Source organism: Enterococcus sp. 7E2_DIV0204 (assembly GCF_002140855.1).
In the GTDB taxonomy this organism is placed as follows: Bacteria; Bacillota; Bacilli; order Lactobacillales; family Enterococcaceae; genus Enterococcus_L; species Enterococcus_L lemimoniae.
Window position 1 is genome coordinate 342294 of the sequence record NZ_NGKY01000001.1, and the last position, 20825, is coordinate 363118.

Below are 20825 nucleotides of genomic sequence, written 5' to 3' on the forward strand. Positions count from 1 at the left end.
ATTATTATCAAGTTTTGTTGGTAAAATAAGCCTATTGCGCTCTTAAGATTATCTAGCTGCCTGGGCTAACTCTTCGGAAAAAAGATAAATTATGAATGAGGCAAAAAACACCTCAGTCATAATTCCCTATTTTTCTGTCAGAGCTGAACGAGCCCATTGCACTTTTATGGTTATCTAGCTACGCTTTTAAATAAGGAGGTCCAACTATGCAAAAACCTTTAGCTTATCGTATGCGTCCACGTAATTTAGATGAAGTCGTTGGTCAACAACATCTTGTTGGACCTGGAAAAATCATTCGTAGAATGGTAGAAGCACGGATGCTATCTTCTATGATCTTATATGGTCCGCCTGGCACGGGTAAAACAAGTATTGCTAGTGCCATTGCTGGTTCCACAAATTATGCTTTCCGTTTATTGAATGCTGCAACTGATACGAAAAAAGACCTACAGATTGTTGCGGAAGAAGCCAAAATGAGCGGTACTGTGATTTTGTTATTAGATGAAGTTCATCGTTTAGATAAAACAAAGCAAGACTTTTTATTACCCCACCTTGAAAGTGGTCGGATTATTATGATTGGGGCAACAACGGAAAACCCCTATATCACGATCAATCCAGCTATTCGGAGTAGAACGCAAATTTTTGAGGTCAAACCACTGACTGAATTGGATATTCAAAAGGCCGTCAAAGAAGCATTAGTTGATAAAGAACGTGGCTTAGGCGAGTTTCCAGTTGTGTTAGAAGAAAAAGCATTGCAGCATCTATCTCGTGCAACAAACGGTGACTTACGAAGCGCCTTGAACGGACTGGAATTAGCCGTAAAGTCAACACCTGAAAATGAGAATAAAGAGATTCAGATCAACCTTTCGATCATTGAAGAATGTGTACAGCGGAAAGCGCTGACTCATGATAAAAATGGTGATGCTCATTATGATGTAATTTCAGCCTTTCAAAAATCGATCCGCGGGAGTGACGTTGATGCGGCTCTGCATTATCTGGCTAGGTTAGTTGAAGCTGGTGACTTACCGATCATTTGTCGCCGTCTGATGGTGATTGCGTATGAAGATATTGGTTTAGGTAATCCGCCAGCTGCGGCACGGACTATTACAGCGGTCCAAGCTGCAGAGAAATTGGGCTTTCCTGAAGCTCGAATCCCTCTTGCAAGTGTCGTGATCGACTTATGCCTATCACCAAAATCAAATTCTGCGCTTAGCGCAATCGATGCTGCTTTAGCTGATATACGTGAAGGAAAAGCTGGGGATGTACCTGATCATTTACGTGATAGTCATTACTCAGGTGCAAAAGATTTGAATCGTGGGATTGGTTATCGCTATCCTCATAATTTTGAGAATGCTTGGGTCGATCAACAGTATCTTCCAGACAAAATAAAAAATGCTCATTACTATGAACCGATTGATACCGGAAAATATGAACAAGCATTACACCAACAGTATCAACGAATCCAAGATTGGAAAAAAGGAAAGAAAACTTAACAGTAATCCGCTTTCAAATTTAAGCACTCTCATTGCTGTTTGCTCTATATTGTGCTATTATAAAGATGGTAAATCTGTGATGTGCGCGTTGTCTTTTTTGTGTGTTGACCGAACATTTTATTGATATCTAGGGATCCTTCTGGTACCTAAGCTGGTAACATGCCTTATCATTTGGTAGTTCAAAGCTGTCAGTCGTGGAACCCACCTGCTTTGTTTGCGGGTTCAATACTATAGGACGAATAACGGCATCGACGGATTTTACCATTTTTTTAGATTTTCGAACAATTTGCGAAGTGCAAATTGTTTTTTATTTGATGGAGGTTCAATGCATGATTCGCATACTTATTTTTGTATCTGTTGCTTTATTAGTTATTATTGGTATCTATTTATTAAAAAAGGCAACTGTTTTTCTACCTTTAATGCACAACGGTGAACCAGATGAGAACACGCAATTTTTACATCAATTTGGTGTTTTTTATTTAATTTTAGCTGCTATCGGCATTTTAGTTGGAATCTTTAATTTAAAATTTTTTTCTTTGTTCTATATTTTTAGTTTGCTTGTAATTTCAGCTGTATTCAGTGTTATGTTTGCCAAGAAGATTCTATAACAGTCTCTTCTTTTTTATTTTCCTTTTTTGTGATTTTGTTCTACAATTAAAGTATCCAATGCTAGGTATCTTCAACTATTTGAAAAGGAGTGATGTATAATGTTACAAAATTATCGTAAAATTCTGGTGGCGGTTGACGGATCAGCTGAGGCAGAATTAGCTTTTCAAAAAGCAATGAATGTTGCTATGAGAAATGATGCTGAACTATTGTTAGCTCATGTTATTGATACACGGGCATTCCAATCTGTTTCTTCTTTTGATGGTGTTTTAGCTGAACAGGCTACTGAAATGGCGAAACAAACACTAGAAGATTATAAAAAACAAGCTAAGGAACATGGTTGTGAAAAAGTGTCTAGTGTCATTGAATATGGTTCTCCAAAACCTTTGATTGCAAAACAATTGCCTCAAGATCATGACGTTGATTTGATCATGTTAGGCGCGACTGGTTTAAATGCTGTTGAGCGATTATTTATTGGATCTGTTTCTGAGTACGTTATTCGCAATGCTGCTTGTGATGTGCTAGTAGTAAGAACTGACTTAGACAATAAAATCCCAGTTTTAAAGGATGAAGATTAACTTTTAATCATTAAAAGAAGCAACTCGACTAAAGTCGAGTTGCTTCTTTTTTGAACAATTATTTTCTTAAACGCTCAACGTCACGAGCAATCATCAATTCTTCATCAGTTGGAATCAATAATACTTTAACTTTAGAGTCATCTGTAGAAATCACTGATTCTTTTCCACGAACATTGTTTTTCTCGTCATCTAATTCACAACCAAACCAAGTCATGCCTTTGATTACTTCACTACGGACATGTGAATCATTTTCACCAATTCCAGCAGTAAAGACAATTGCATCAACACCGTTTAATACAGTTACATAACTACCGATGTATTTACGGATACGATCTGTGAAGATATCGTAAGCTACTTGAACAGCTTCTTTATCCATATTTGCTTCTAAATCACGCATATCACTAGAAATACCTGTTAAACCAAGTAAACCTGATTTTTTATTTAAGATATCGATCATGTCTTTGATATCAGTCAATTCAAGTTTTTCCATTAAGTAAGCTAATAAAGAAGGATCGATATCACCTGAACGAGTGCCCATTGTTACACCAGCAAGTGGTGTGAAGCCCATTGAGGTATCAACCGATTTACCACCATCAACAGCTGTAATTGATGCACCATTTCCTAAGTGACAAGTAATAATTTTTAACTCTTCAATTGGACGTCCAAGCATTTCTGCTGCACGATCGGCAACATATTTGTGGCTTGTTCCATGTGCACCATATTTACGAGCTGCATATTTGTCATAGTACTCAGTTGGAATACTATATAGGAAGTTGTGTTTAGGCATTGTTGTATGGAATGCAGTATCAAAAACCGCAACACTGATAATTTCAGGTAAGATTTTTTTAAATGCTTTGATTCCCATTGCATTTGCTGGGTTGTGTAATGGTGCAAGATCTGCTAATTTTTCGATTTTCGCTAAAACTTCATCATCGATAACAACAGAATCTTTAAAGTCTTCTCCACCAGCAACAACACGGTGTCCAACACCTGTAATTTCGTCATAAGAAGCTAGGATATTCAATTCAGTTAATTTATCTAATAACATTTTTACAGCAACATCATGATCATTGATATCAATGACTTCTTCATATTTTTCGTCGTTTCCATATTTGATTGTAAAGATTGAATCATTTAAACCAATTCGTTCAACGATTCCTTTAGCGATTACTTCTTCAGTTGGCATTTGGTATAACTGCCATTTTAAACTTGAACTTCCAGCATTGATTGCAATTGTTTTAGACATAATACTCTCCTCTTTATCGGTTGTTTTATTTTAAATTTGAAGACTTCCAAGCCTCAAATTGTTGAAAAAATTGTGTGATTTTTGCAGGGTCTTTTAATGAACCTAATTTTGCAACAAGTACTTCTTTCGCTTGTTCACTATGCTCACCTTTATTTTGGACAAACAAAATACTTTTTCTGGATTGGACTGATTTAAACAGTTCATCCGGTAGCTGGATCATTCCTTGGAGATAAACATTTTTTTGCAACCAATTTTTGAAGAATGAACTCTGTTCGGTCTCTAAAATATTGGTTGGTATCAAAAATAGTCCATAACCATCGGGTTTTACAAATTTCATTGCTTGCTCCATCAATAAATGATGGGCATAACTATGTCCTTCTTCTGCTGCTGAATCAAATTCTTTAGCCTTCTCATCATTTGGATAATACCCAATTGGCAAGTCACTGACTGCTACATCAACTGGGTCAACAAGTAAGTCTTGTAAGCCATCTTGATGGAATAGTTGTATTGCCGCTTTTGTCCACTCATTGTTAGTAGCCGAAACTGAAAGCAATGTATCGTCAATATCTACACCAAAACCTTGAGCTGGATAGTTTGCTATATTCAGGTTAAGAATGATCGTTAAAAGAAGATTTCCCATACCTGATGCAATATCTAATATCTTTAGTGAATGGTCTGGTTTGTATAGTTGTTCGATCAAATAAACAAACAAGAAACCGATACTATCCGGCGTTAGCTGATGATTGGCCTGTAAGGACTCAGCTTTATTCCCTTTAAGTAAGATCAACTGTGACAAACGTCTAATTTCTTCTGGATCTAGCTCTATTGCTTGTAGTTGTTGATAAATGGTTTTAAGCTTTTGAACAGTTTGCTCATCAGGGACTCCATCCAACACACGTACTTGGAAATTATCAATGATATTTTCGCCATTTTCAGTGTATGCATCTAGAAATGATGTGTCTAAAGATTGTTTAAGCAATTGGATCGACTGCTCCATTAAACCGAAAGCCTTTTCTATTTTCTCAGGGAACAAAAGAAACACCTCAATTTCCATCTATAATATAACAATTTTCATACCTGTTCTATTTTAACGAAAAACCTGACAATAATCAATCAATTTCCCAATATTATTTATAAATCGCTGAACTACTCTTATTTTTTTAAAAATAATTTAATGTACCAAACAGGTTTTCTTTCAAAAAACATCCCTCTGTATTAGTTTTTTTAAATTTTAGTTTGAAACACGTTTCACAAATTTTGAAATGCGCTAACTTTACTGATTATCTATTTATTTTTTAGTTGTATTTTTTCTATTTCATTTTCTTGATACTCTTCTTGAAATTTGTAAGTTTTTTGATTTAATTGAACTACAAATTTCAGCACCGCTCGATCATATTCATAGTGTACTATTCCTGCTGAAAAATTCTGTTGACCTTTATTTTTAAGCTTTACATTTCCTTGTTTAATATCAGAAATAAGCATGCTTACCATTGTTTTAGCGATGTAATATTCTTTTGTTCTTTGTGTAAATTGCTGTGTTAACTGAAAATCATCTAAAACTTGGATAAAAATGAAGCTAAATAAAAATACAAATAGTAATGCGGTAAGTAAGATCCCCCCTTTATAGTTATCATTCATGCGTATGATTCCCAGTAATGATCCATTTTGCAGCAGCGTAAACATCATTTTCAAACGTTACTTCTATCATGACATACTTACCTTCCTCTTTAAATATAGCTTGTTTGACCTCTGTAAGAAGTGGTTGATAGCCACCATTTTCTACTTTTACAATCTTCCCAAGTTTATGTTCAATCCAGACCTTTTTATTATTTTTTGTATTTGTTAGTATAATTTTATTTGCTTGGGTCTTTTCGTAATGACAATTTTTCACTTCATTTTCTAGCTGAATCATAAATATTTGCCATTCTTTTTCTCTTTCACTTTTTAAACGAGTTGTCACGACAACAGCATTTTTGATAGAGGCAGAAAAAAGCAGACAAATAATCGATAATAACAATAGAGCGAGTAAACATTCTATTAACGTAAAACCTGAAAACTTATGTTGTCTATTATTCTTGCTTAAGTATAAAGCCCTCTTTTCCATTTGTGATCTCCACTTCAACCAATTTATTATTCCGCTTATCAAAGCGCACCTGATAGCTGTTATTTGATACATGCTCACCTTGAATAGACTGCTCTCCATAATTCTCATAACTCTTCATTTCTTCATATAGTATACGGTGCATCAGCAATTGTTCTGTCGCTTGTTTGTTTTTTCTAAGCAACAGTGTATTTAACGAAATATAGCTCCCAACTATTATGCATAACAGACCCAGTGCAACTAAACTTTCAAGTAAAATATAGCCTTTATAACTGCTTGATTTTTTTAACATACCGGCCACTCCCCAATTGAAATTGGAATTCGATCATTTGATTTTTTTCTACCCATAAAAAAGAAAATTTTGCTAGTTTACCATTATTTCCTGAGCCATTTTTAAAAATGATCTTGTCTGGTCCAGCCGCTTTTAATGCTGTTGGAACATTTAGAATAGCATCATTAGTTGGCTCATTGCTTTTATCTAGAAGAAACTTGATTTGCTGCTTCTGTTTAAAAAATACGATTTGTGTGTCTGTCATCTTGACAACCGCCATTTGTTGGGTAAACAACATTTTTTTCTCAAATGAGGATAAAAAATGTTCAACCGCCAATACTTGCTGTGTTTTCTTTATAGCAAGTGTTGGTAGCAATATAAACATCGTACAAATAAACAAAACTAACAACGATTCAATCAACGTAAAACCTTCTCGATTGTTTAGAGTCATTTTTTACTAGCCTGGTATTTATCATATTGCTCTTGTGTGATATATTGTTCATTCAACAGCTGTTCTATCGTTGGTGTTTGATTTTTTTCCATCGTGTAAAGATCAATTTGAGTCTCTACTATTTTGACTATTGCCTCATTGCCTTTTTTATCCACACCTTCTTTATGTTTAGCCAGGTTGGGTACAAACAATAGAATCAAAACAGAAATTATCAATAATACAACTAGCATTTCTAATAAGGTAAAGCCTCCATATTTCATTTTTTTTCGCTTCATAAAAACTCCTCCATTCCACCATAAATTGGCAATAGCATTGCGGCATAAATACTTACAACTAGTAAAGCAACCACTAAAAATATGATTGGTTGTATCCACTGAATCAGTTTTTCTATCCGCTTGAAGAAATGTCGCCAACAAATTTCACTATACAAAATCAATTCTTTCCCTAAGTTTCCTTTCACTTGTCCTTGCTGAATAATCAAAGACAATTCTGGCGAAAAAAACGGAAATCTTGGTAGTTGCTCATAAAATGTTTGTCCCAACATTGATTGTTCTTCAATTTTTTCAGAAAGTTCACTCATAAGAGAGCGTTGGTCAATGATTTGCATCAAGTGAATAACCGTTTTGATTTCTAAACCTTGAGAAAATAACTTCCCCCATTCAAGCGCAAAAAAAGCTGAAGTGTACTCTCTATAAAAGCTCCCTAAAACAGGTAATTTAGAAATGTATACAGCCTTCTGTAAATAAGTTTTTTTCCTAAAAAACCAACGAATCAAGACAATCAGAACTACAATACTGAATAAAAAAGAAAGGATAAAATACGGACTTTGTTGAATGAAGAGGATTCCAATATTATTCGCTTGAATCGTTCCATTTGCCATCAATTGAGGTAATAAAATTTGACGAATACTAATCAAAACAACTGTTAAAAAAAGTAAAAGTAGCACCGGATAGCTGATTACTTTATAAAAATTTTGTCGTTGTTTCTCCATAATTTTCAAATGCTGTTTAATTTTTTTTAGTGTTCCTACTAAATCACCATGCGTCTGAGCAAATTCAATCTGCGTAATAATTGTCCCTGGAAACCCCAATTCAGCCAACCCATTGTGTAAAGGATCTCCCCGCTCCATAAAATCTAACAGAAAATCAATGCTATCTTTTTGAACAGAACGAGATTTTTTCATAAACAGCAAGCTTTCTTTGATCGTGAAACCATTACTTAATAAATCTGCAAGTAATTGAATAAACGCTTGCTGCTCTTTTTTTGACAAATTAATCTTCTTTTTCTTCTTCAAATGTTTGATTATCAATAAAGCCATATGCCCAAACCTTTCTTAATTCTTGCGACCACTTAGAAACCATTTTTCTAGAAAAATTATAGTCCATAAGTAATCCACTAATTTCTTCATCCTTTGTCGTCCGAAACGGTAATAATCGTTGATAAATAATACTTGCTAAACACTCTGACACCTCTCTTTGTTGAACACCTAATTCAGCTAGCCGTTCATACACTCCGCTAATACTTCTTGCATGGATCGTTGCAAACACGGTATGCCCTGTAAGTGCCGCTCTGATTGCAGCCTGTGCAGTAAGCCCATCTCTAATTTCCCCAATAATTAAAATGTCTGGGCGGTGACGTAAACAGGCCTTGATCAATACATCATAGGTCAAATCGATTTTAGAATTTGTCTGTAGCTGTAAAAAAGTCTCTTCTTCGATTTCAACAGGGTCTTCAATCGTAATCACTTGTTGAAACTGGTCCGTTTCTTTTGCTAGTTTGTACATCAAGGTTGTCTTGCCTGAGCCAACAGGACCACAAAACAAGTGTAAGCCACGACGTTTAACCTGATTTCTAACCATTACTAATTGTTGAGGTAAAAAATAATTCTCACGACTATTGCCTAAAACATGTAAAAAACGAATAACTAAACTTTCCCTCTGTCTAAAATCACCAACCGTCGATAAGCGCAGTCGTATTGCCTCTTTGTTGATCATGTAAGTTGCGGCACCCACCTGCGCTTTTCTCTTTTCACCAACGTCCATACCACCGATAAATTTAAAATGAAAAATCAATTTTTCACCGTTACTTTCATCCAGTTCTTGAAAAACTACCCGTTTTTTTCCTTTTCTGGTAAAGATCTGAACCTTATTTTCAATAGGTAAAATATAGATATCTTGCAAACATTCAGCAACACCCCACTTAATCAAATTTAGAGAAAGTTCTTTAATATCCATTTTCGTCCCTCCTTACAGTAAATATACGCAGTTAAATAAAAAAATAGCGAAAAAAAACTAAAACAAAACAGGTTGTTTTGTCTTAGCTTTAAAAATCATCTTAGTTATTACGTTTTTCATTCAAGCTTTTCTAGTTCAACTTTACCTAATTATTTTGGATCAAATCAATAGAACTTAAAAATAGATGATCCATTTCTAATCTTTAACGTAAAGAAATAAAGCTGTAAACGTTGAAAAATCAACACTACAGCTTTACCAAGAGTTCTGATGCACTATCTTCCCCAAAATAGTTTATCGTTTTGATATATCCATTATACTAAAAAAACGATCAGAATAACTTTCAGAAATTGTTAATTTTATTAAAATTTTTGAGAAAAAGTTACTCCCACTCAAAAGGGTTGAGTAGGAGTACTTGCTTTATCTAATGACAAAGACTTAGATCAGCTCTATTATATCAAATATTTTAGTTTATTTTTCTCAATCTCTTAGTATAAAGTGTTAACTTTTTGACAATACTTCTCCCTTATTTGATCTTTCGTCTATTTATTTTTTGATTTATCAGATAAACTGGGATTCCTAGCAATGTAATCCCGATCCCAATACTAGCCAAAATGGTTTGTGTAAACAATGTAGTAATCAAAATAAACGCTCCACCTAAAATTGCGATGATTGGAATGATGGGGTAAAACGGGACTCGATAAGGTCGATTAAGTTCAGGCTCTTTTTTTCTTAAAATCAATACAGCCACAAATATCAATAAACTAAACAACCACATAACAAAAACCAGCATATCAGTCAATAAATCAAAACTACCTATAGACATCATGATAGCCGCAATACTAAATTGAAAAATTCCTGCCATATAAGGAACCACAAACTTCTTCGATAATTTTTGAAATTGTTGACTGAAAGGGATCATCCCTTCCAATGCCAACGCATATGGAACTCGAATTCCTGTCATCGTATATCCATTCAATGCGCCGTAAACAGAAATTAAAATACCGATTGTTACTAATTTACCGCCAATCGAACCAAAAATTTGGTTTGAAGCTTCTGATGCAGCATTGAGATTGCCTGAAAGTTGCTCAATCGGTAATGTTTTTAAGAAAACAAAATTGATTAAAACATAAACGATTGTAATAAACGTCAACCCCAAAAAGATTGCTTTCGGTAAATCTTTTTCTGGTCGTTTCATTTCTCCAGCTACAGCTCCTACGCCTAACCAACCATCGTATGCAAACATTGTTGCCAACAAAGAACCACTAAGTGCTTGAATAAAACTACTATCTCCGCCAGGTTTGACAGGAAATAATGAGACCTCCACATTTGCTGGCATGAATAGTCCTACCAGCACGATCAAAGCAATTGGGATCATCTTAATAATTAATGTAAATGATTGCATACTTGCCGCTGTTTTTGTTCCCAATAAATTGACCACAGTCACACTTAATCCAGTTGCAAATGCTATTGGTAGTAAAAAATCGTTTGATAAATGGAATAAGTGAATAAACTGAGTACCAAAAATAATTGATAGTGCTGCAATATTTGCGGGAAAGTAGATCACACTTTGTGCCCATCCCAATAAAAATCCTGGTAACTTTCCATAAGTATACTCAACATATTTGACGGCCCCCCCAGTTTTTGGAATTGCTGTGGCTAACTCTGCACTAGTTAACCCTGCACACAATGTCAGTATACCTCCTAAAATCCAAGCAAAAATCGTTAGACTCGGAGACTGGGCAAAACTGACGACACTTGCTGTTTTAAAAAATACTCCTGCTCCAATAACAGTCCCCATAACTGTTGAAAAAGCGCCAAATAAAGAAATCTCACGCTTTAAATTATTCTCTTCCATGCCTATCCCCTCTCTATCTATCAAGTTATTTTTCTAGTATAGCTTTTCTGAAGTTAAATTCAAGTCTTTCCTAGTCATTACAAAGAAAAAAGTATAGATAAGCCTTTATCAAGCTTTATCTATACTTTTAATTGAAAGAAATTTAGCTCTAATTTTGCCCATAATAAGCGTTTGAACCGTGTTTTCTAAAAAAATGTTTATCTAAAAGATATTGTGGAATTGGCTGAATAGCTTCATTCACAACTTCTGTCATACTCGCCATTTGTGCTATTTCATCTAAAACAATGCTGTTTTCTACAGCTTTTTGCGGCGTTGGTCCCCATGTAAATGGTCCATGACCGTACACTAACACTCCTGGAACAGCCAAAGGATCGATTGCTTTTTCTTTGAAGGCTTCTACAATCACTTTCCCAGTCTCAAGTTCATAGGCTGACGTAACTTCTTCTGGTGTTAATTGACGAGTACAAGGCACCCCACCATAAAAAGTATCAGCATGAGTGGTTCCGTATGCAGGAATTTCACGACCTGCTTGTGCCCACATTACTGCATATTTTGAATGTGTATGTACCACTGAACCAATTTCTTTAAACGCTTTGTATAATTCTACATGGGTCGCTAAATCAGATGACGGCTTTAATCCTGCCTCTATTGTCTCTCCATTCAAGTCAGTCACGACCATATCACCCGACTTCATCGTACTATAAGAAACTCCACTCGGTTTGATTACGATCACCCCAGCCTCTCGATTGATCTCACTCACATTTCCCCAAGTAAGCTTGACCAATCCAGCATCAGGTAGCTCCAGATTTGCAGCAAAAACCCTTTCTTTCATTTCTTGAATCAATTGTTCAGTTGTCAATATAGCCTGCCTCCTTTAAATATGGCCATAAAAATGCTTTTGCTTCTTCTATTTCTTTTTCAGGAGTGTCGCTATTTTCACTCCACATTTCAATTAAGAATGGACCATGATATTCCAACCGTTTCAATGTTTTGAGACATCCCAAGAAATCTACACAGCCATTGCCAAATGGCACTTCTTTAAATTTCCCAGCAAACTGATCTGTCACGGCTAATGTATCTTTTAGATGAATCGCAGAAATTTGATCGATTCCAATTTCTAGTTCATAGCCAACATCATTTCCCGGCCACGCTGATAGATTGCCAAGGTCGGGGTATACTTGTAAATAGGGGGAACGAATTTGTTCTTTGATCTTTAAAAATTTGGAGATGGAATTTATGAACGGATCGTCCATAATCTCAATAGATAAGACAATTTCCTTGGATGCTGCCATTGCTACAGCCTGCTTTAAATTTTCAATAAAATATTCCCTTGATCTCACTGTTTTCTCTTCGTAATATACATCATAACCGGCTAATTGGATTGTACGTACCCCTAAATCCGATGCTAAATTTAGCGCTTTTTCCATCAATACCAAAGCTTTTGCTCGTACTTTAGCATCCTCTGAACCAAAAGGAAAACGTCTGTGTCCGCTTAAACAAATCGATAAAATTTTTACATTTGTCTCATAAATGGCTTCTCTGATTTCTTTACGTTCTTCACGAGTCCAGTCCAACCGATCAAGTCGCTCATCCGTTTCATCAATCGACATTTCAACAAAATCAAAACCTAGCTTTTTTGCAAGTAACAAACGTTCTTTCCAACTAATATTTTTAGGAAGTGCTTTTTCGTAGATCCCTAATGTAGTCACCTATCTCACCCCCAGATACGTTTGATTTCAGCTTGAAAATTTTTGGCTGCCTGTTTTGGATCAGCAGAAGCCGTAATGCCTCGCCCCGTAATAAAGGTATAGACTTCAAGATCTTTGAATAAGGTTAATGTTTCAATATCCAAGCCTCCAGTAACAGAAACTCTAAAACCCATTTCAATTAGTTTTGCTACCTTGGCCAGATCTTTCTCTCCCCACGTTTCACCTGCTAAAAGAGCATCTCGGCTTTGATGATAGATTGCTTGAGAAATGCCTGCATCTAACCATTTTTGGGCCTGATCATAGGTCCAGTCTCCATATAGTTCAACTTGAACTTCTTCCACTTCTTTTGCTGCAGCTTCCATCGTTGGAATCGTTGCACAGCAAATGACAGTCATCCAGTCTGCTCCAGCTTCGCGGCAATTTTTAGCAACGGTTCCGCCAGCATCTGCACATTTCGTATCAGCAACAACTTTCTTATCGGGATACAGGGCACGAATGCAACGAACAGCTTGCTCTCCTGCTTGTAAACAAAGAATTGTGCCAACTTCTACAATATCAACAATTTCACCAACAGCTACCACATCTTTGATCGCACTAGGTAAATCCGAATGGTCTAAAGCTACTTGTAAATTAGGTCTACTCATTTCATTTTCTCCTTGCCTTCATTGTCATGAGAGCCTGGGACATAACTCAAAAAGTTATGTTTCAGGCTCTTCGTATCCGAATAAACGGTAGGAGCAGAAGCAACTCCTTCTTATTTCTCGGAGTTGAACACTTCTGTCCCAATCTCATACTTTTGCCATAATTATTTAAATTTAGCCGCTAAATCTGTTTCTTGAACACGCTCACTGATTTCTTTAGCAGACATTACATTTTTCACACCTACTACAGTAATGCCTTTTTTCTTAGCAGCTTCAAACATATTTAAAAAATTCATTGGACAAAAGACAACGTCATATTGTCCTGCTGTGCTTTTCCCTTCAGAAATAGCACAATGGTGGATATTGGTAATGTTAAATCCTAGTTCTTTCAATGCTTTCTCCACACTTTTTTTCATCATTAAACTGGTTCCTGATCCATTTGCACATGATACTAATACTCTCATTTTAAATTCCTCCAATCATATTATTAAGAATTAAGCGTTTTTTGCCGCCATTTTTTTTACATATTCATCATAATCTTCAGCAATCAAGAAGTAGCCTTCCGGATTTGCCCGATATTGCAATTGTGGAATTGCCAATAGTAAAATCACTACTAAAGCGACTCCAAAATAACCTAAATACTTCATTAGAATCGTCATTATCGGCCAAACTGTTGCCCAGTCAAACATACCAATGTACCCACCATACTGAGACAATCCGATAAATGCCGCTATCAAAGCAGAACCTAAAACTTGGATCACACCTGAAATAAACGGGAAGATACAGGCTGCTTTAAACCCGCCACGATTATTTGCATAAACCGCAATTACAGCATTGTCAAAAAATAACGGAATAAATCCTGCAATCACGATAACTGGTGATTTAACTAAAATCAGTAAACCAATCGTGATAAATTGTCCTAGGGCACCAAATAAAAAGCCAATCGTTACAGCGTTCGGTGAACCAAAACCAAAGGTCGCAGCAACATCGATACCTGGTACAGCACCCGGCAACAATGTATTGGAAATACCTTGGAATGATTCTGTCAATTCTGAAACGAAGGTTCGGACACCTAATTGTAAAATAGCAAGATAAACTGCAAAATATAAAGCTGTTTGTAAAATATAGAAAAAGAAACTTTGCCCTTGCTCCATAAATCCTGCCTCGATCAGATAGGCTGGTCCTAATACAACTAAAATGATTCCAAAAAAGAAGAGCATCAAAATGGAAGTAGCAACCATATTTTCATTGAAGATCGATAAGAAGCCTGGCAACTGTACATCTTCTAGCTTTCGATTATTTTTATTTTTTTTCATTTTTTCAGATAGTCGAGCAAAAATGTATACCCCAAACATCTGTTGATGGGCAATTGCAAAACCTGCTCCTTCTGTTAAATCTTGCGTGATATCAACGGTTAAATTCGATCCAACAGCCCAATAACAACCTAAAATAAGTCCCATGATCAACAATATTTGAATCTGACCTAAATCAGGAAAACAGAAAAGTAAAATCCAAAACGCTGTTGCCGCCTGTTGAATTTGAACATTCCCTGTTGTAAAAACAGCTCGCAGCTTTGTATACTTCTTAAAACGGACTAATAAAATATTCATGACAAAGGCAATCAATAATAAAATCATCGTATCACTGAATGTTCGTCCAAAAGTTTCTTCAATACCTGCTGTAACAGCATTTTGACCAAAGTAAGGATCAATGACCATTGCATCTAAATTAAAGCGTTCCTTTAACCCCACTAAAATTGGTCGAAAATTATTCACCAAACCGCCCGATCCAACCGTCAAGATCAAATAACCAACCGTTGCTTTTAAAAAGCCCGCAATACTTTCATATAACGGTTTTTTAAGTAAAACATAGCCCAATAGAACAATAAACCCAATTAAAAATGCCGGCTGCGTCAAGATATTTGCAGCGAAATAATCCCAAATTTCCATGAGAAAATCCAATACTTGTGTCATTTACTCCCCTTCTTTCTATACGTCAAAAGTTGCCATCACTTTTTCGTAATCCTCCATATTCTCGACATCCATCAATGCTTCGATCACCCCATCAGTCATCAACATCTCAGATAGATTTGAGATATTTTCTACATGCTCTTCGCTATTTTTAGCAGCTAAAGTGAAAAATAAACGTGCATTCTTTTCAGCGTTATTCTCTTCAAAAACGACATCTTGACTCATTTTTGTAAATGAAATCGCCGTTCCTAAGACACCTTGACTATCTTCTGAAGAATGCGGCATAGCAACACCTGGTACGATCACGATATAGGGACCATATTTTTGAACACATTCTACGATTTCATCAATGTACTGTTGTGTAATGATGCCTTTTTCCAATAGTGTCTGACAGCTTAAAATAATCGCATCTTGCCAATTATCAGGAGTATCGGTACAAAATTGGATCAATCCATTATCATAAAAATACTTTAGCATTCGCTCTCCTCCTTCTTATAAAAATGATGGAAACGGTGTATCATTGTCCCTTGTAAAGACATCATCAAACCCACGGTAGAAATTAAATTCAAGTTTATCTTTGTCGTTTGGATAGGTAAATTTCCCACCAACTTGCCAAATAAATGGTTTAAATTGATAATCCAAGCGATCTTTTTTAAACTTCCAGATTTCTGTTATTTCCTTTGGATCCGCCATAAAGTTTGCCCAAATATCATAATGAACTGGTATCACCACATTGGCATTTAAAGATTCTGCCATTCGTAGCATATCAACTGACGTAACTTTATCCGTGATCCCACGTGGATTTTCGCCATATGCGCCTAAACAAACATCGATTTTGTGCTCATTCCCATGTTTAGCAAAAAGATTAGAATAATGTGAATCTCCTGCATGATAGATATTGCCAGCACTTGTTTCAAATAAATAATTGACAGCGATTTCATCCATATCTTGAGGTAATTTGCCTTTCAGTATTACTTCAGGATCCTCACAAGTTACCAGAGCTGTTCTATCAAACGCTTCTAGAGCAACAATATCCACATCATTGATCGATAGACGATCACCAGGTTTTACGATTGTGGTTTTCTCTTCTGGAATGCCCCATTTTAACCATGTATTTACCACTTCTTTCGGTCCAATAAACCGTGCCTTCGGACAATTTTGATGGACGGCCGCAGCTGTATTGATATCTAAATGATCCGAATGAATATGAGTCACGACCAACGCATCGACGTCTTTGACCGCAAATGGATCGATCACAAAGGGCTGAGTTCTAAGATTAGGTTGCATGTTCTCACATCCACTCATCCGCATCATTTGATGCCCTTTTTTCATTTTGCCATTGCCATGTGTTCGTTTTCCAGTTCCGCACCAAAGGTCACATAAAATGTTCGTCCCTTCATGTGACTTCAACCAAATCCCTGTACAGCCTAACCACCACATAGAAACGGTTCCTGCCTTGACTTCTTCCTGTTCGATCTCCTCATTCAAGTAAGTTCCCCATTCAGGAAAAGTGCTTAAAATCCAACTTTCTTTTGTCACATCATGAATTGTTGCCATACGATCCCTCCACATTTTCTCAATCTCGATTACACTTTTTATTCTACAATATTTTTAACCGTTTTCAATCTGTTTATACGATCGTTTTAACCATTTTAAGAACGTTTACATTTAAAAAGAAATTATACAGGATTATAGATTCTTTTTTTATGTTCATATCACATCTTTTATGATATAGTTGCGATGAGGTGAGAAAGATGAAGAATTTAGTTTGGAAAAGTATTTACTTTTGGAAAAAAGGCTTCCTATGGGCTGCTTATGTATTGTTTGCGTTCTATATTTATTATCTAGTCACTAGTTCTCAAGAATTAGGCGCAAAGCTTATTTTTGGCTGTCTGGGTGTTATTGTCTTAAGTATCGTTATTCTTTTTGAGTATTTAAAAAATCTATATGAAAAAATGATTTATGCTTTGACGGTCGAATGTGATTTACAAAAAGCCATTGCTTTAAAAGGAACCTTAAAGAAAAAAGATTTGTTTAATGGCTTTAAACAGTCTATTATTATTTTTGACAGTCTTCTTTTATTGGATGAAGGAAATTACGAAGTTTGCCTAGAGCATTTACATAAAAATCAGCATTTCTTTCATTCCACATTGGATTACCTCTTCATTTATTATCATACGCAAATGTATTGCTATTTTTTTTTAAAAGATGAAGAAAATTTAACTACTTGCCTAGAACACTTATTGAAACTGAAAAATGCTAAAAAGAAACAAATGAGCGGCTTGTTTTCTTGGCATGAAATCATTGGAATAAGATATTTCTATCAAAACCGAAATAAAAAATGCTTAAGTGAATTGGCTTTAATTGATAAGAACCGTTTAAATAATCGGGAAATGACCTATCTTTTATATCTAAAAGGCCAATCTCTACTTAAACTAAATGAAACATCAGAAGGCTATCGTGTGTTAAAAGAGGCAAAAAGAATAGGAAACACACTCGCTGTCGCACAGATGATCTAGAGGGGAGGAAATTACATGAAAAGCTCACACCAAACAATTAAAAATCGTCGTGATAAACTATTGGATTTGCTGCATAATGAAACTAGTTTACTGGTGAAAGAAATCAGTCATGAATTAGCAGTTTCAGAAATCACGGTTCGCCGCGACCTGACTGCTTTAGAAAAAATGGGGTTAGTTCAACGAGCCCATGGAAAGGCCCAAATCGTTCAAAAAACTGGAACAGAAGATTATAATGAAGAGATCGAAGTCTTAAAAGATGCTATTGCAAAAAAGGCTGGAGAGTTTGTTAAAGAAGGCAATACCTTGTTTATCAATACAGGCTCGACTGCATTATCTTCCTTAAAACATTTAGGAGAAAAACGTGTAACGATTGTGACTAACAATGTCAAAGTCGCTAATTTGGACCATAATCCAAATGCCACCGTAATTTTGTCTGGTGGCGAAATTCGTTTTCCAAAGGAAGCCTTAGTTGGGGACATTGCTATTGATTCATTTTCAAAGATGTCCTCTGACATTTCAATCATCGGTTGTTCAGGTCTTAGTGTTGAAAATGGCATCACAACACCCGTCTTACACGAGTCTAAAATCAATTCACTGATTATCGAACGTACAAATGGTTTAGTAGTCGTCGTTGCAGATTATCGTAAAATTGGTTTTTCATCTAATTTTACGAGCGGTACTATTAAAGATATCAACTATTTGATCACCGATACATTCGCCTCACCAGAAGTGCTTCGAGAAATCGAGAAGCAAGGTGTTCAAGTGATTCAAGTTGAAGTCTAAGCGTTCAACATCATTTGTTTTATCACTAGGAGCAAGCGCTTTAAATAAAAGGAGGATCGTATCATGCGGATCAAGCAATTAGATTATATTGTAAAAGTCGTTGAATTAGGTTCTGTCAATGAAGCAGCCAAACATCTTTTTATCACTCAACCAAGTCTTTCCACTGCTATCAGAGAATTAGAGCAGGAAATGAATATTCAAATTTTTCAGCGGACTCAAAAAGGCATGGTTCTTACCACGGAAGGCACAGAGTTTTTGTCCTATGCCCGCCAAATCTTGGAGCAAGTCGACTTGATGGAAGAAAAATACAAAGGAACAGAGACTCGTCGTAGATTATTTTCTGTTTCTGCACAACATTATGCCTTTGCAGTCCATGCCTTCGTCCAATTGATCAAATCTTATGAACAAAATGAATATGAATTTACTTTTCGGGAAACTCAAACTAATAATATTATCGAAGATGTCAGCACGTTTCAAAGCGAATTAGGTATCTTGTATTTAAATACATTTAATGAAAAAGTGATTCGTAAATTATTAAAAGAAAAAAAACTTGTGTTTCATCCTTTATTTACAGCTCATCCACATGTTTTTATTAGTAAAAAAAATCCTTTAGTTGGGAAAAAATCAGTTACCTTAGCCGATCTAGAAGACTTTCCCTATCTTTCGTTTGAACAAGGTCAATTTAATTCTTTCCACTTTTCAGAAGAGATATTAAGTACTCGCTATCATAAAAAAAGCATCCGCGTCAGTGATCGGGCAACGTTATTTAACTTTCTGATTGGGGTGGATGGCTACACAATCAGCTCTGGTGTCTTAAGCCGAGAATTAAATGATGAAAATATTGTTGCCTTGCCTTTAGAAGTAGATGAAACGATGGAAATCGGCTGGATCCATCCGGCTCAGATGCCACTATCTCCGATGGGCGAAGAATATTTACGTTATTTAGAGGAACATATTATCGATTATGGATTTAGTATTATAAATGTAAAATAAAAAATTCCTGATAAACCATTTCGGCTTTATCAGGAATTTTTTCATTATAAGTTCTATCAACTTTTCTTAAGAATTAAACACTTTTTCCAGCTTTTTTTCGTCTAGCTTAAAAAAGCAATTCTTTAGGAAAGTAGATAATTGAATCAGGGAATAAAGATCATTCCCAGCTCCAATTCCTAACTTTCTCAAGAATTAAACACTTTTTCCAGCTTTTTTGATTTGTTTACTTCTTAATTGTCCGCAAGCTGCATCGATATCTGTACCATATTCTTTTCTGATTACACAATTAACGCCATTTTTCTTTAAAATATCATAGAATTTCAATACGTCCGCTTTTTCACTACGGCTATATTGATCATGTTCACTAACTGGATTATATGGAATCAAGTTAACAAAGGTTAACTTCTTCTTGTCTTTCAACAAGTCAGCTAATTGCTGAGCATGTTCTGGGCGGTCATTTACATTGCTCAACATGATATATTCAAACGTGATCCGGCGATTTGTTTTTTCCAAGTATTCATCAACAGCACCCATTAATTTCTCAATTGGGAAACTGCGGTTGATGCGCATGATCGATGTCCGAACATCATTATTTGGTGCATGTAGCGAAATGGCTAGATTGACTTGCAGACCATTATTTGCAAACTCTTTGATCTTCGGCACTAAACCACTTGTTGAAACCGTAATATGACGTGCTCCAATAGCTAAACCTTTTGGATCATTGATCGTATGTAGGAAATTCATTAAGTTATCATAGTTATCAAATGGTTCACCGATCCCCATCACAACAATATGGCTTACTCGTTCTCCTTGTCCGCGTTCATCAAAATAATGTTGAACTAGCATGATTTGCGCAACAATTTCCCCTGCTGTTAAATCACGTTGTTTTTTTAATAAACCACTTGCACAGAAAGTACAGCCAATGTTACACCCTACTTGAGTCGTCACACAAACAGACATTCCATATTCTTGACGCATTAAGACCGTTTCAATCATATTCTTATCTGGTAATTCAAAGAGATACTTCACTGTGCCATCTTTGGCTTCTTGGATGATGACTTGACGCAACGGATTAATGATAAAGTTTTCTTCTAATAATTCAATTACATCTTTTGATAAATTTGTCATTTCGCTAAATGCCATAACACGTTTGATATAAAGCCATTCCCAAACTTGGGTGGCACGGAACTTTCTTTCGTCATGTTCGATAAACCATGCGATCAGTTCTTCTTTTGTTAAACCATAAATGGATGCTTTTTCCACTAGTTGTCTTCCTCATTTCTTCTAAACATTCGCTTCATACTATAACGTATTGTGCCCGATTTGTCTATATGTTATCTGGTTTAGTCCATCAAATTAGACTTTTCTTATCCCTTTG

Annotated in this window: 24 protein-coding genes and 1 other RNA gene; 7 read left to right on the top strand and 18 right to left on the bottom strand. The window is 35.7% G+C overall.

What is annotated here, in order from left to right:
* Window positions 1-206 precede the first annotated feature (206 nt).
* The 4 genes from A5819_RS01665 (at window position 207) to A5819_RS01680 (ending at window position 2674) form a co-directional block, all read left to right on the top strand.
* Entirely contained in the window at window positions 207-1490 is a 1284-nt protein-coding gene (locus tag A5819_RS01665; RefSeq protein WP_086280622.1) for a replication-associated recombination protein A, read from the top strand.
* 68 nt (window positions 1491-1558) lie between these two features.
* Window positions 1559-1752, top strand: a non-coding RNA gene (gene ssrS, locus A5819_RS01670) — 6S RNA.
* Between the two features lie 67 nt (window positions 1753-1819).
* Entirely contained in the window at window positions 1820-2098 is a 279-nt protein-coding gene (locus tag A5819_RS01675; protein ID WP_086280618.1) for a hypothetical protein, read from the top strand.
* A 99-nt stretch (window positions 2099-2197) separates the two neighbouring features.
* Complete coding sequence (locus A5819_RS01680) at window positions 2198-2674, top strand: universal stress protein (RefSeq protein WP_086280616.1); 477 nt, start codon at window positions 2198-2200, stop codon at window positions 2672-2674.
* Between the two features lie 58 nt (window positions 2675-2732).
* On the opposite strand, the gene A5819_RS01685 is transcribed toward A5819_RS01680, so the two are convergent.
* The 17 genes from A5819_RS01685 to ulaG form a co-directional block, all read right to left on the bottom strand.
* The gene (locus A5819_RS01685) at window positions 2733-3920 is read right to left on the bottom strand and encodes an acetate kinase (RefSeq protein WP_086280614.1); all 1188 of its coding nucleotides are present in this window, start codon (window positions 3918-3920) and stop codon (window positions 2733-2735) included.
* 25 nt (window positions 3921-3945) lie between these two features.
* The gene (locus A5819_RS01690; RefSeq protein ID WP_086280611.1) at window positions 3946-4953 is read right to left on the bottom strand and encodes a class I SAM-dependent methyltransferase; all 1008 of its coding nucleotides are present in this window, start codon (window positions 4951-4953) and stop codon (window positions 3946-3948) included.
* A 251-nt stretch (window positions 4954-5204) separates the two neighbouring features.
* The gene (comGG, locus tag A5819_RS01695; protein WP_086280607.1) at window positions 5205-5558 is read right to left on the bottom strand and encodes a competence type IV pilus minor pilin ComGG; all 354 of its coding nucleotides are present in this window, start codon (window positions 5556-5558) and stop codon (window positions 5205-5207) included.
* Window positions 5551-6024 carry a competence type IV pilus minor pilin ComGF gene (gene comGF / locus A5819_RS01700; protein WP_086280604.1) on the bottom strand — a complete coding sequence of 158 codons (474 nt, stop codon included), beginning with the start codon at window positions 6022-6024 and terminating at the stop codon, window positions 5551-5553. The genes comGG and comGF overlap by 8 nt, the downstream gene beginning before the upstream one ends.
* Window positions 5990-6313, bottom strand: coding sequence for a competence type IV pilus minor pilin ComGE (comGE, locus tag A5819_RS01705; RefSeq protein ID WP_086280601.1), 324 nt, complete (start codon window positions 6311-6313; stop codon window positions 5990-5992). The genes comGF and comGE overlap by 35 nt, the downstream gene beginning before the upstream one ends.
* The gene (gene comGD, locus A5819_RS01710; RefSeq protein WP_086280598.1) at window positions 6288-6743 is read right to left on the bottom strand and encodes a competence type IV pilus minor pilin ComGD; all 456 of its coding nucleotides are present in this window, start codon (window positions 6741-6743) and stop codon (window positions 6288-6290) included. The genes comGE and comGD overlap by 26 nt, the downstream gene beginning before the upstream one ends.
* On the bottom strand, window positions 6740-7018 hold the full coding sequence (gene comGC, locus A5819_RS01715; RefSeq protein WP_086280593.1) for a competence type IV pilus major pilin ComGC: 279 nt from the start codon (window positions 7016-7018) through the stop codon (window positions 6740-6742). Before comGC ends, comGD begins: the two co-directional genes overlap by 4 nt.
* Window positions 7015-8061, bottom strand: coding sequence for a competence type IV pilus assembly protein ComGB (gene comGB / locus A5819_RS01720; RefSeq protein WP_086280590.1), 1047 nt, complete (start codon window positions 8059-8061; stop codon window positions 7015-7017). Before comGB ends, comGC begins: the two co-directional genes overlap by 4 nt.
* Window positions 8015-8977: a competence type IV pilus ATPase ComGA gene (comGA, locus tag A5819_RS01725; RefSeq protein WP_086280587.1), complete on the bottom strand. Its 963-nt coding sequence runs from the start codon at window positions 8975-8977 to the stop codon at window positions 8015-8017. The genes comGB and comGA overlap by 47 nt, the downstream gene beginning before the upstream one ends.
* Window positions 8978-9500: 523 nt before the next feature.
* Window positions 9501-10832 carry an APC family permease gene (locus A5819_RS01730; protein WP_086280584.1) on the bottom strand — a complete coding sequence of 444 codons (1332 nt, stop codon included), beginning with the start codon at window positions 10830-10832 and terminating at the stop codon, window positions 9501-9503.
* A 148-nt stretch (window positions 10833-10980) separates the two neighbouring features.
* Entirely contained in the window at window positions 10981-11691 is a 711-nt protein-coding gene (locus A5819_RS01735) for an L-ribulose-5-phosphate 4-epimerase (RefSeq protein ID WP_086280580.1), read from the bottom strand.
* On the bottom strand, window positions 11681-12541 hold the full coding sequence (locus A5819_RS01740) for an L-ribulose-5-phosphate 3-epimerase (protein WP_086280577.1): 861 nt from the start codon (window positions 12539-12541) through the stop codon (window positions 11681-11683). Before A5819_RS01740 ends, A5819_RS01735 begins: the two co-directional genes overlap by 11 nt.
* A 5-nt stretch (window positions 12542-12546) precedes the next feature.
* A complete protein-coding gene (locus A5819_RS01745; RefSeq protein ID WP_086280574.1) occupies window positions 12547-13185 on the bottom strand; it encodes a 3-keto-L-gulonate-6-phosphate decarboxylase UlaD in 639 nt (212 codons plus the stop codon).
* Between the two features lie 161 nt (window positions 13186-13346).
* On the bottom strand, window positions 13347-13646 hold the full coding sequence (locus A5819_RS01750) for a PTS sugar transporter subunit IIB (protein WP_086280571.1): 300 nt from the start codon (window positions 13644-13646) through the stop codon (window positions 13347-13349).
* Between the two features lie 30 nt (window positions 13647-13676).
* Window positions 13677-15155: a PTS ascorbate transporter subunit IIC gene (locus A5819_RS01755; protein WP_086280568.1), complete on the bottom strand. Its 1479-nt coding sequence runs from the start codon at window positions 15153-15155 to the stop codon at window positions 13677-13679.
* A gap of 15 nt (window positions 15156-15170) precedes the next feature.
* A complete protein-coding gene (locus A5819_RS01760) occupies window positions 15171-15629 on the bottom strand; it encodes a PTS sugar transporter subunit IIA (RefSeq protein WP_086280566.1) in 459 nt (152 codons plus the stop codon).
* 15 nt (window positions 15630-15644) lie between these two features.
* Window positions 15645-16709, bottom strand: coding sequence for an L-ascorbate 6-phosphate lactonase (ulaG, locus tag A5819_RS01765; RefSeq protein ID WP_086280563.1), 1065 nt, complete (start codon window positions 16707-16709; stop codon window positions 15645-15647).
* A gap of 197 nt (window positions 16710-16906) precedes the next feature.
* On the opposite strand from ulaG, the gene A5819_RS01770 reads away from it, so the two are divergent.
* From A5819_RS01770 to A5819_RS01780, 3 genes are all read left to right on the top strand, one after another.
* Window positions 16907-17671, top strand: coding sequence for a hypothetical protein (locus A5819_RS01770; RefSeq protein WP_086280561.1), 765 nt, complete (start codon window positions 16907-16909; stop codon window positions 17669-17671).
* 15 nt (window positions 17672-17686) lie between these two features.
* Complete coding sequence (locus A5819_RS01775; RefSeq protein WP_086280559.1) at window positions 17687-18454, top strand: DeoR/GlpR family DNA-binding transcription regulator; 768 nt, start codon at window positions 17687-17689, stop codon at window positions 18452-18454.
* Between the two features lie 63 nt (window positions 18455-18517).
* Window positions 18518-19447, top strand: a complete 930-nt coding sequence (locus A5819_RS01780; RefSeq protein WP_086280557.1) for a LysR family transcriptional regulator — start codon at window positions 18518-18520, stop codon at window positions 19445-19447.
* 192 nt (window positions 19448-19639) lie between these two features.
* Here A5819_RS01780 and rlmN read toward each other — a convergent pair whose 3' ends face one another.
* Window positions 19640-20710 carry a 23S rRNA (adenine(2503)-C(2))-methyltransferase RlmN gene (gene rlmN, locus A5819_RS01785; RefSeq protein WP_086280555.1) on the bottom strand — a complete coding sequence of 357 codons (1071 nt, stop codon included), beginning with the start codon at window positions 20708-20710 and terminating at the stop codon, window positions 19640-19642.
* Between the last annotated feature and the right edge of the window lie 115 nt (window positions 20711-20825).

What these genes read in the sequence shown, in the direction of transcription:
- A5819_RS01675 (WP_086280618.1), top strand. Translation starts at nt 1,820, where the DNA reads ATGATTCGCATACTTATTTTTGTATCTGTTGCTTTATTAGTTATTATT.
- A5819_RS01730 (WP_086280584.1), bottom strand. Translation starts at nt 10,832, where the DNA reads ATGGAAGAGAATAATTTAAAGCGTGAGATTTCTTTATTTGGCGCTTTT.
- A5819_RS01750 (WP_086280571.1), bottom strand. Translation starts at nt 13,646, where the DNA reads ATGAGAGTATTAGTATCATGTGCAAATGGATCAGGAACCAGTTTAATG.
- comGE (WP_086280601.1), bottom strand. Translation starts at nt 6,313, where the DNA reads ATGTTAAAAAAATCAAGCAGTTATAAAGGCTATATTTTACTTGAAAGT.
- comGG (WP_086280607.1), bottom strand. Translation starts at nt 5,558, where the DNA reads ATGAATGATAACTATAAAGGGGGGATCTTACTTACCGCATTACTATTT.
- comGC (WP_086280593.1), bottom strand. Translation starts at nt 7,018, where the DNA reads ATGAAGCGAAAAAAAATGAAATATGGAGGCTTTACCTTATTAGAAATG.
- comGB (WP_086280590.1), bottom strand. Translation starts at nt 8,061, where the DNA reads ATGGCTTTATTGATAATCAAACATTTGAAGAAGAAAAAGAAGATTAAT.
- comGF (WP_086280604.1), bottom strand. Translation starts at nt 6,024, where the DNA reads ATGGAAAAGAGGGCTTTATACTTAAGCAAGAATAATAGACAACATAAG.
- A5819_RS01680 (WP_086280616.1), top strand. Translation starts at nt 2,198, where the DNA reads ATGTTACAAAATTATCGTAAAATTCTGGTGGCGGTTGACGGATCAGCT.
- A5819_RS01665 (WP_086280622.1), top strand. Translation starts at nt 207, where the DNA reads ATGCAAAAACCTTTAGCTTATCGTATGCGTCCACGTAATTTAGATGAA.
- ulaG (WP_086280563.1), bottom strand. Translation starts at nt 16,709, where the DNA reads ATGGCAACAATTCATGATGTGACAAAAGAAAGTTGGATTTTAAGCACT.
- A5819_RS01780 (WP_086280557.1), top strand. Translation starts at nt 18,518, where the DNA reads ATGCGGATCAAGCAATTAGATTATATTGTAAAAGTCGTTGAATTAGGT.
- comGA (WP_086280587.1), bottom strand. Translation starts at nt 8,977, where the DNA reads ATGGATATTAAAGAACTTTCTCTAAATTTGATTAAGTGGGGTGTTGCT.
- comGD (WP_086280598.1), bottom strand. Translation starts at nt 6,743, where the DNA reads ATGACTCTAAACAATCGAGAAGGTTTTACGTTGATTGAATCGTTGTTA.
- A5819_RS01760 (WP_086280566.1), bottom strand. Translation starts at nt 15,629, where the DNA reads ATGCTAAAGTATTTTTATGATAATGGATTGATCCAATTTTGTACCGAT.
- A5819_RS01755 (WP_086280568.1), bottom strand. Translation starts at nt 15,155, where the DNA reads ATGACACAAGTATTGGATTTTCTCATGGAAATTTGGGATTATTTCGCT.
- A5819_RS01745 (WP_086280574.1), bottom strand. Translation starts at nt 13,185, where the DNA reads ATGAGTAGACCTAATTTACAAGTAGCTTTAGACCATTCGGATTTACCT.
- A5819_RS01770 (WP_086280561.1), top strand. Translation starts at nt 16,907, where the DNA reads ATGAAGAATTTAGTTTGGAAAAGTATTTACTTTTGGAAAAAAGGCTTC.
- A5819_RS01775 (WP_086280559.1), top strand. Translation starts at nt 17,687, where the DNA reads ATGAAAAGCTCACACCAAACAATTAAAAATCGTCGTGATAAACTATTG.
- A5819_RS01685 (WP_086280614.1), bottom strand. Translation starts at nt 3,920, where the DNA reads ATGTCTAAAACAATTGCAATCAATGCTGGAAGTTCAAGTTTAAAATGG.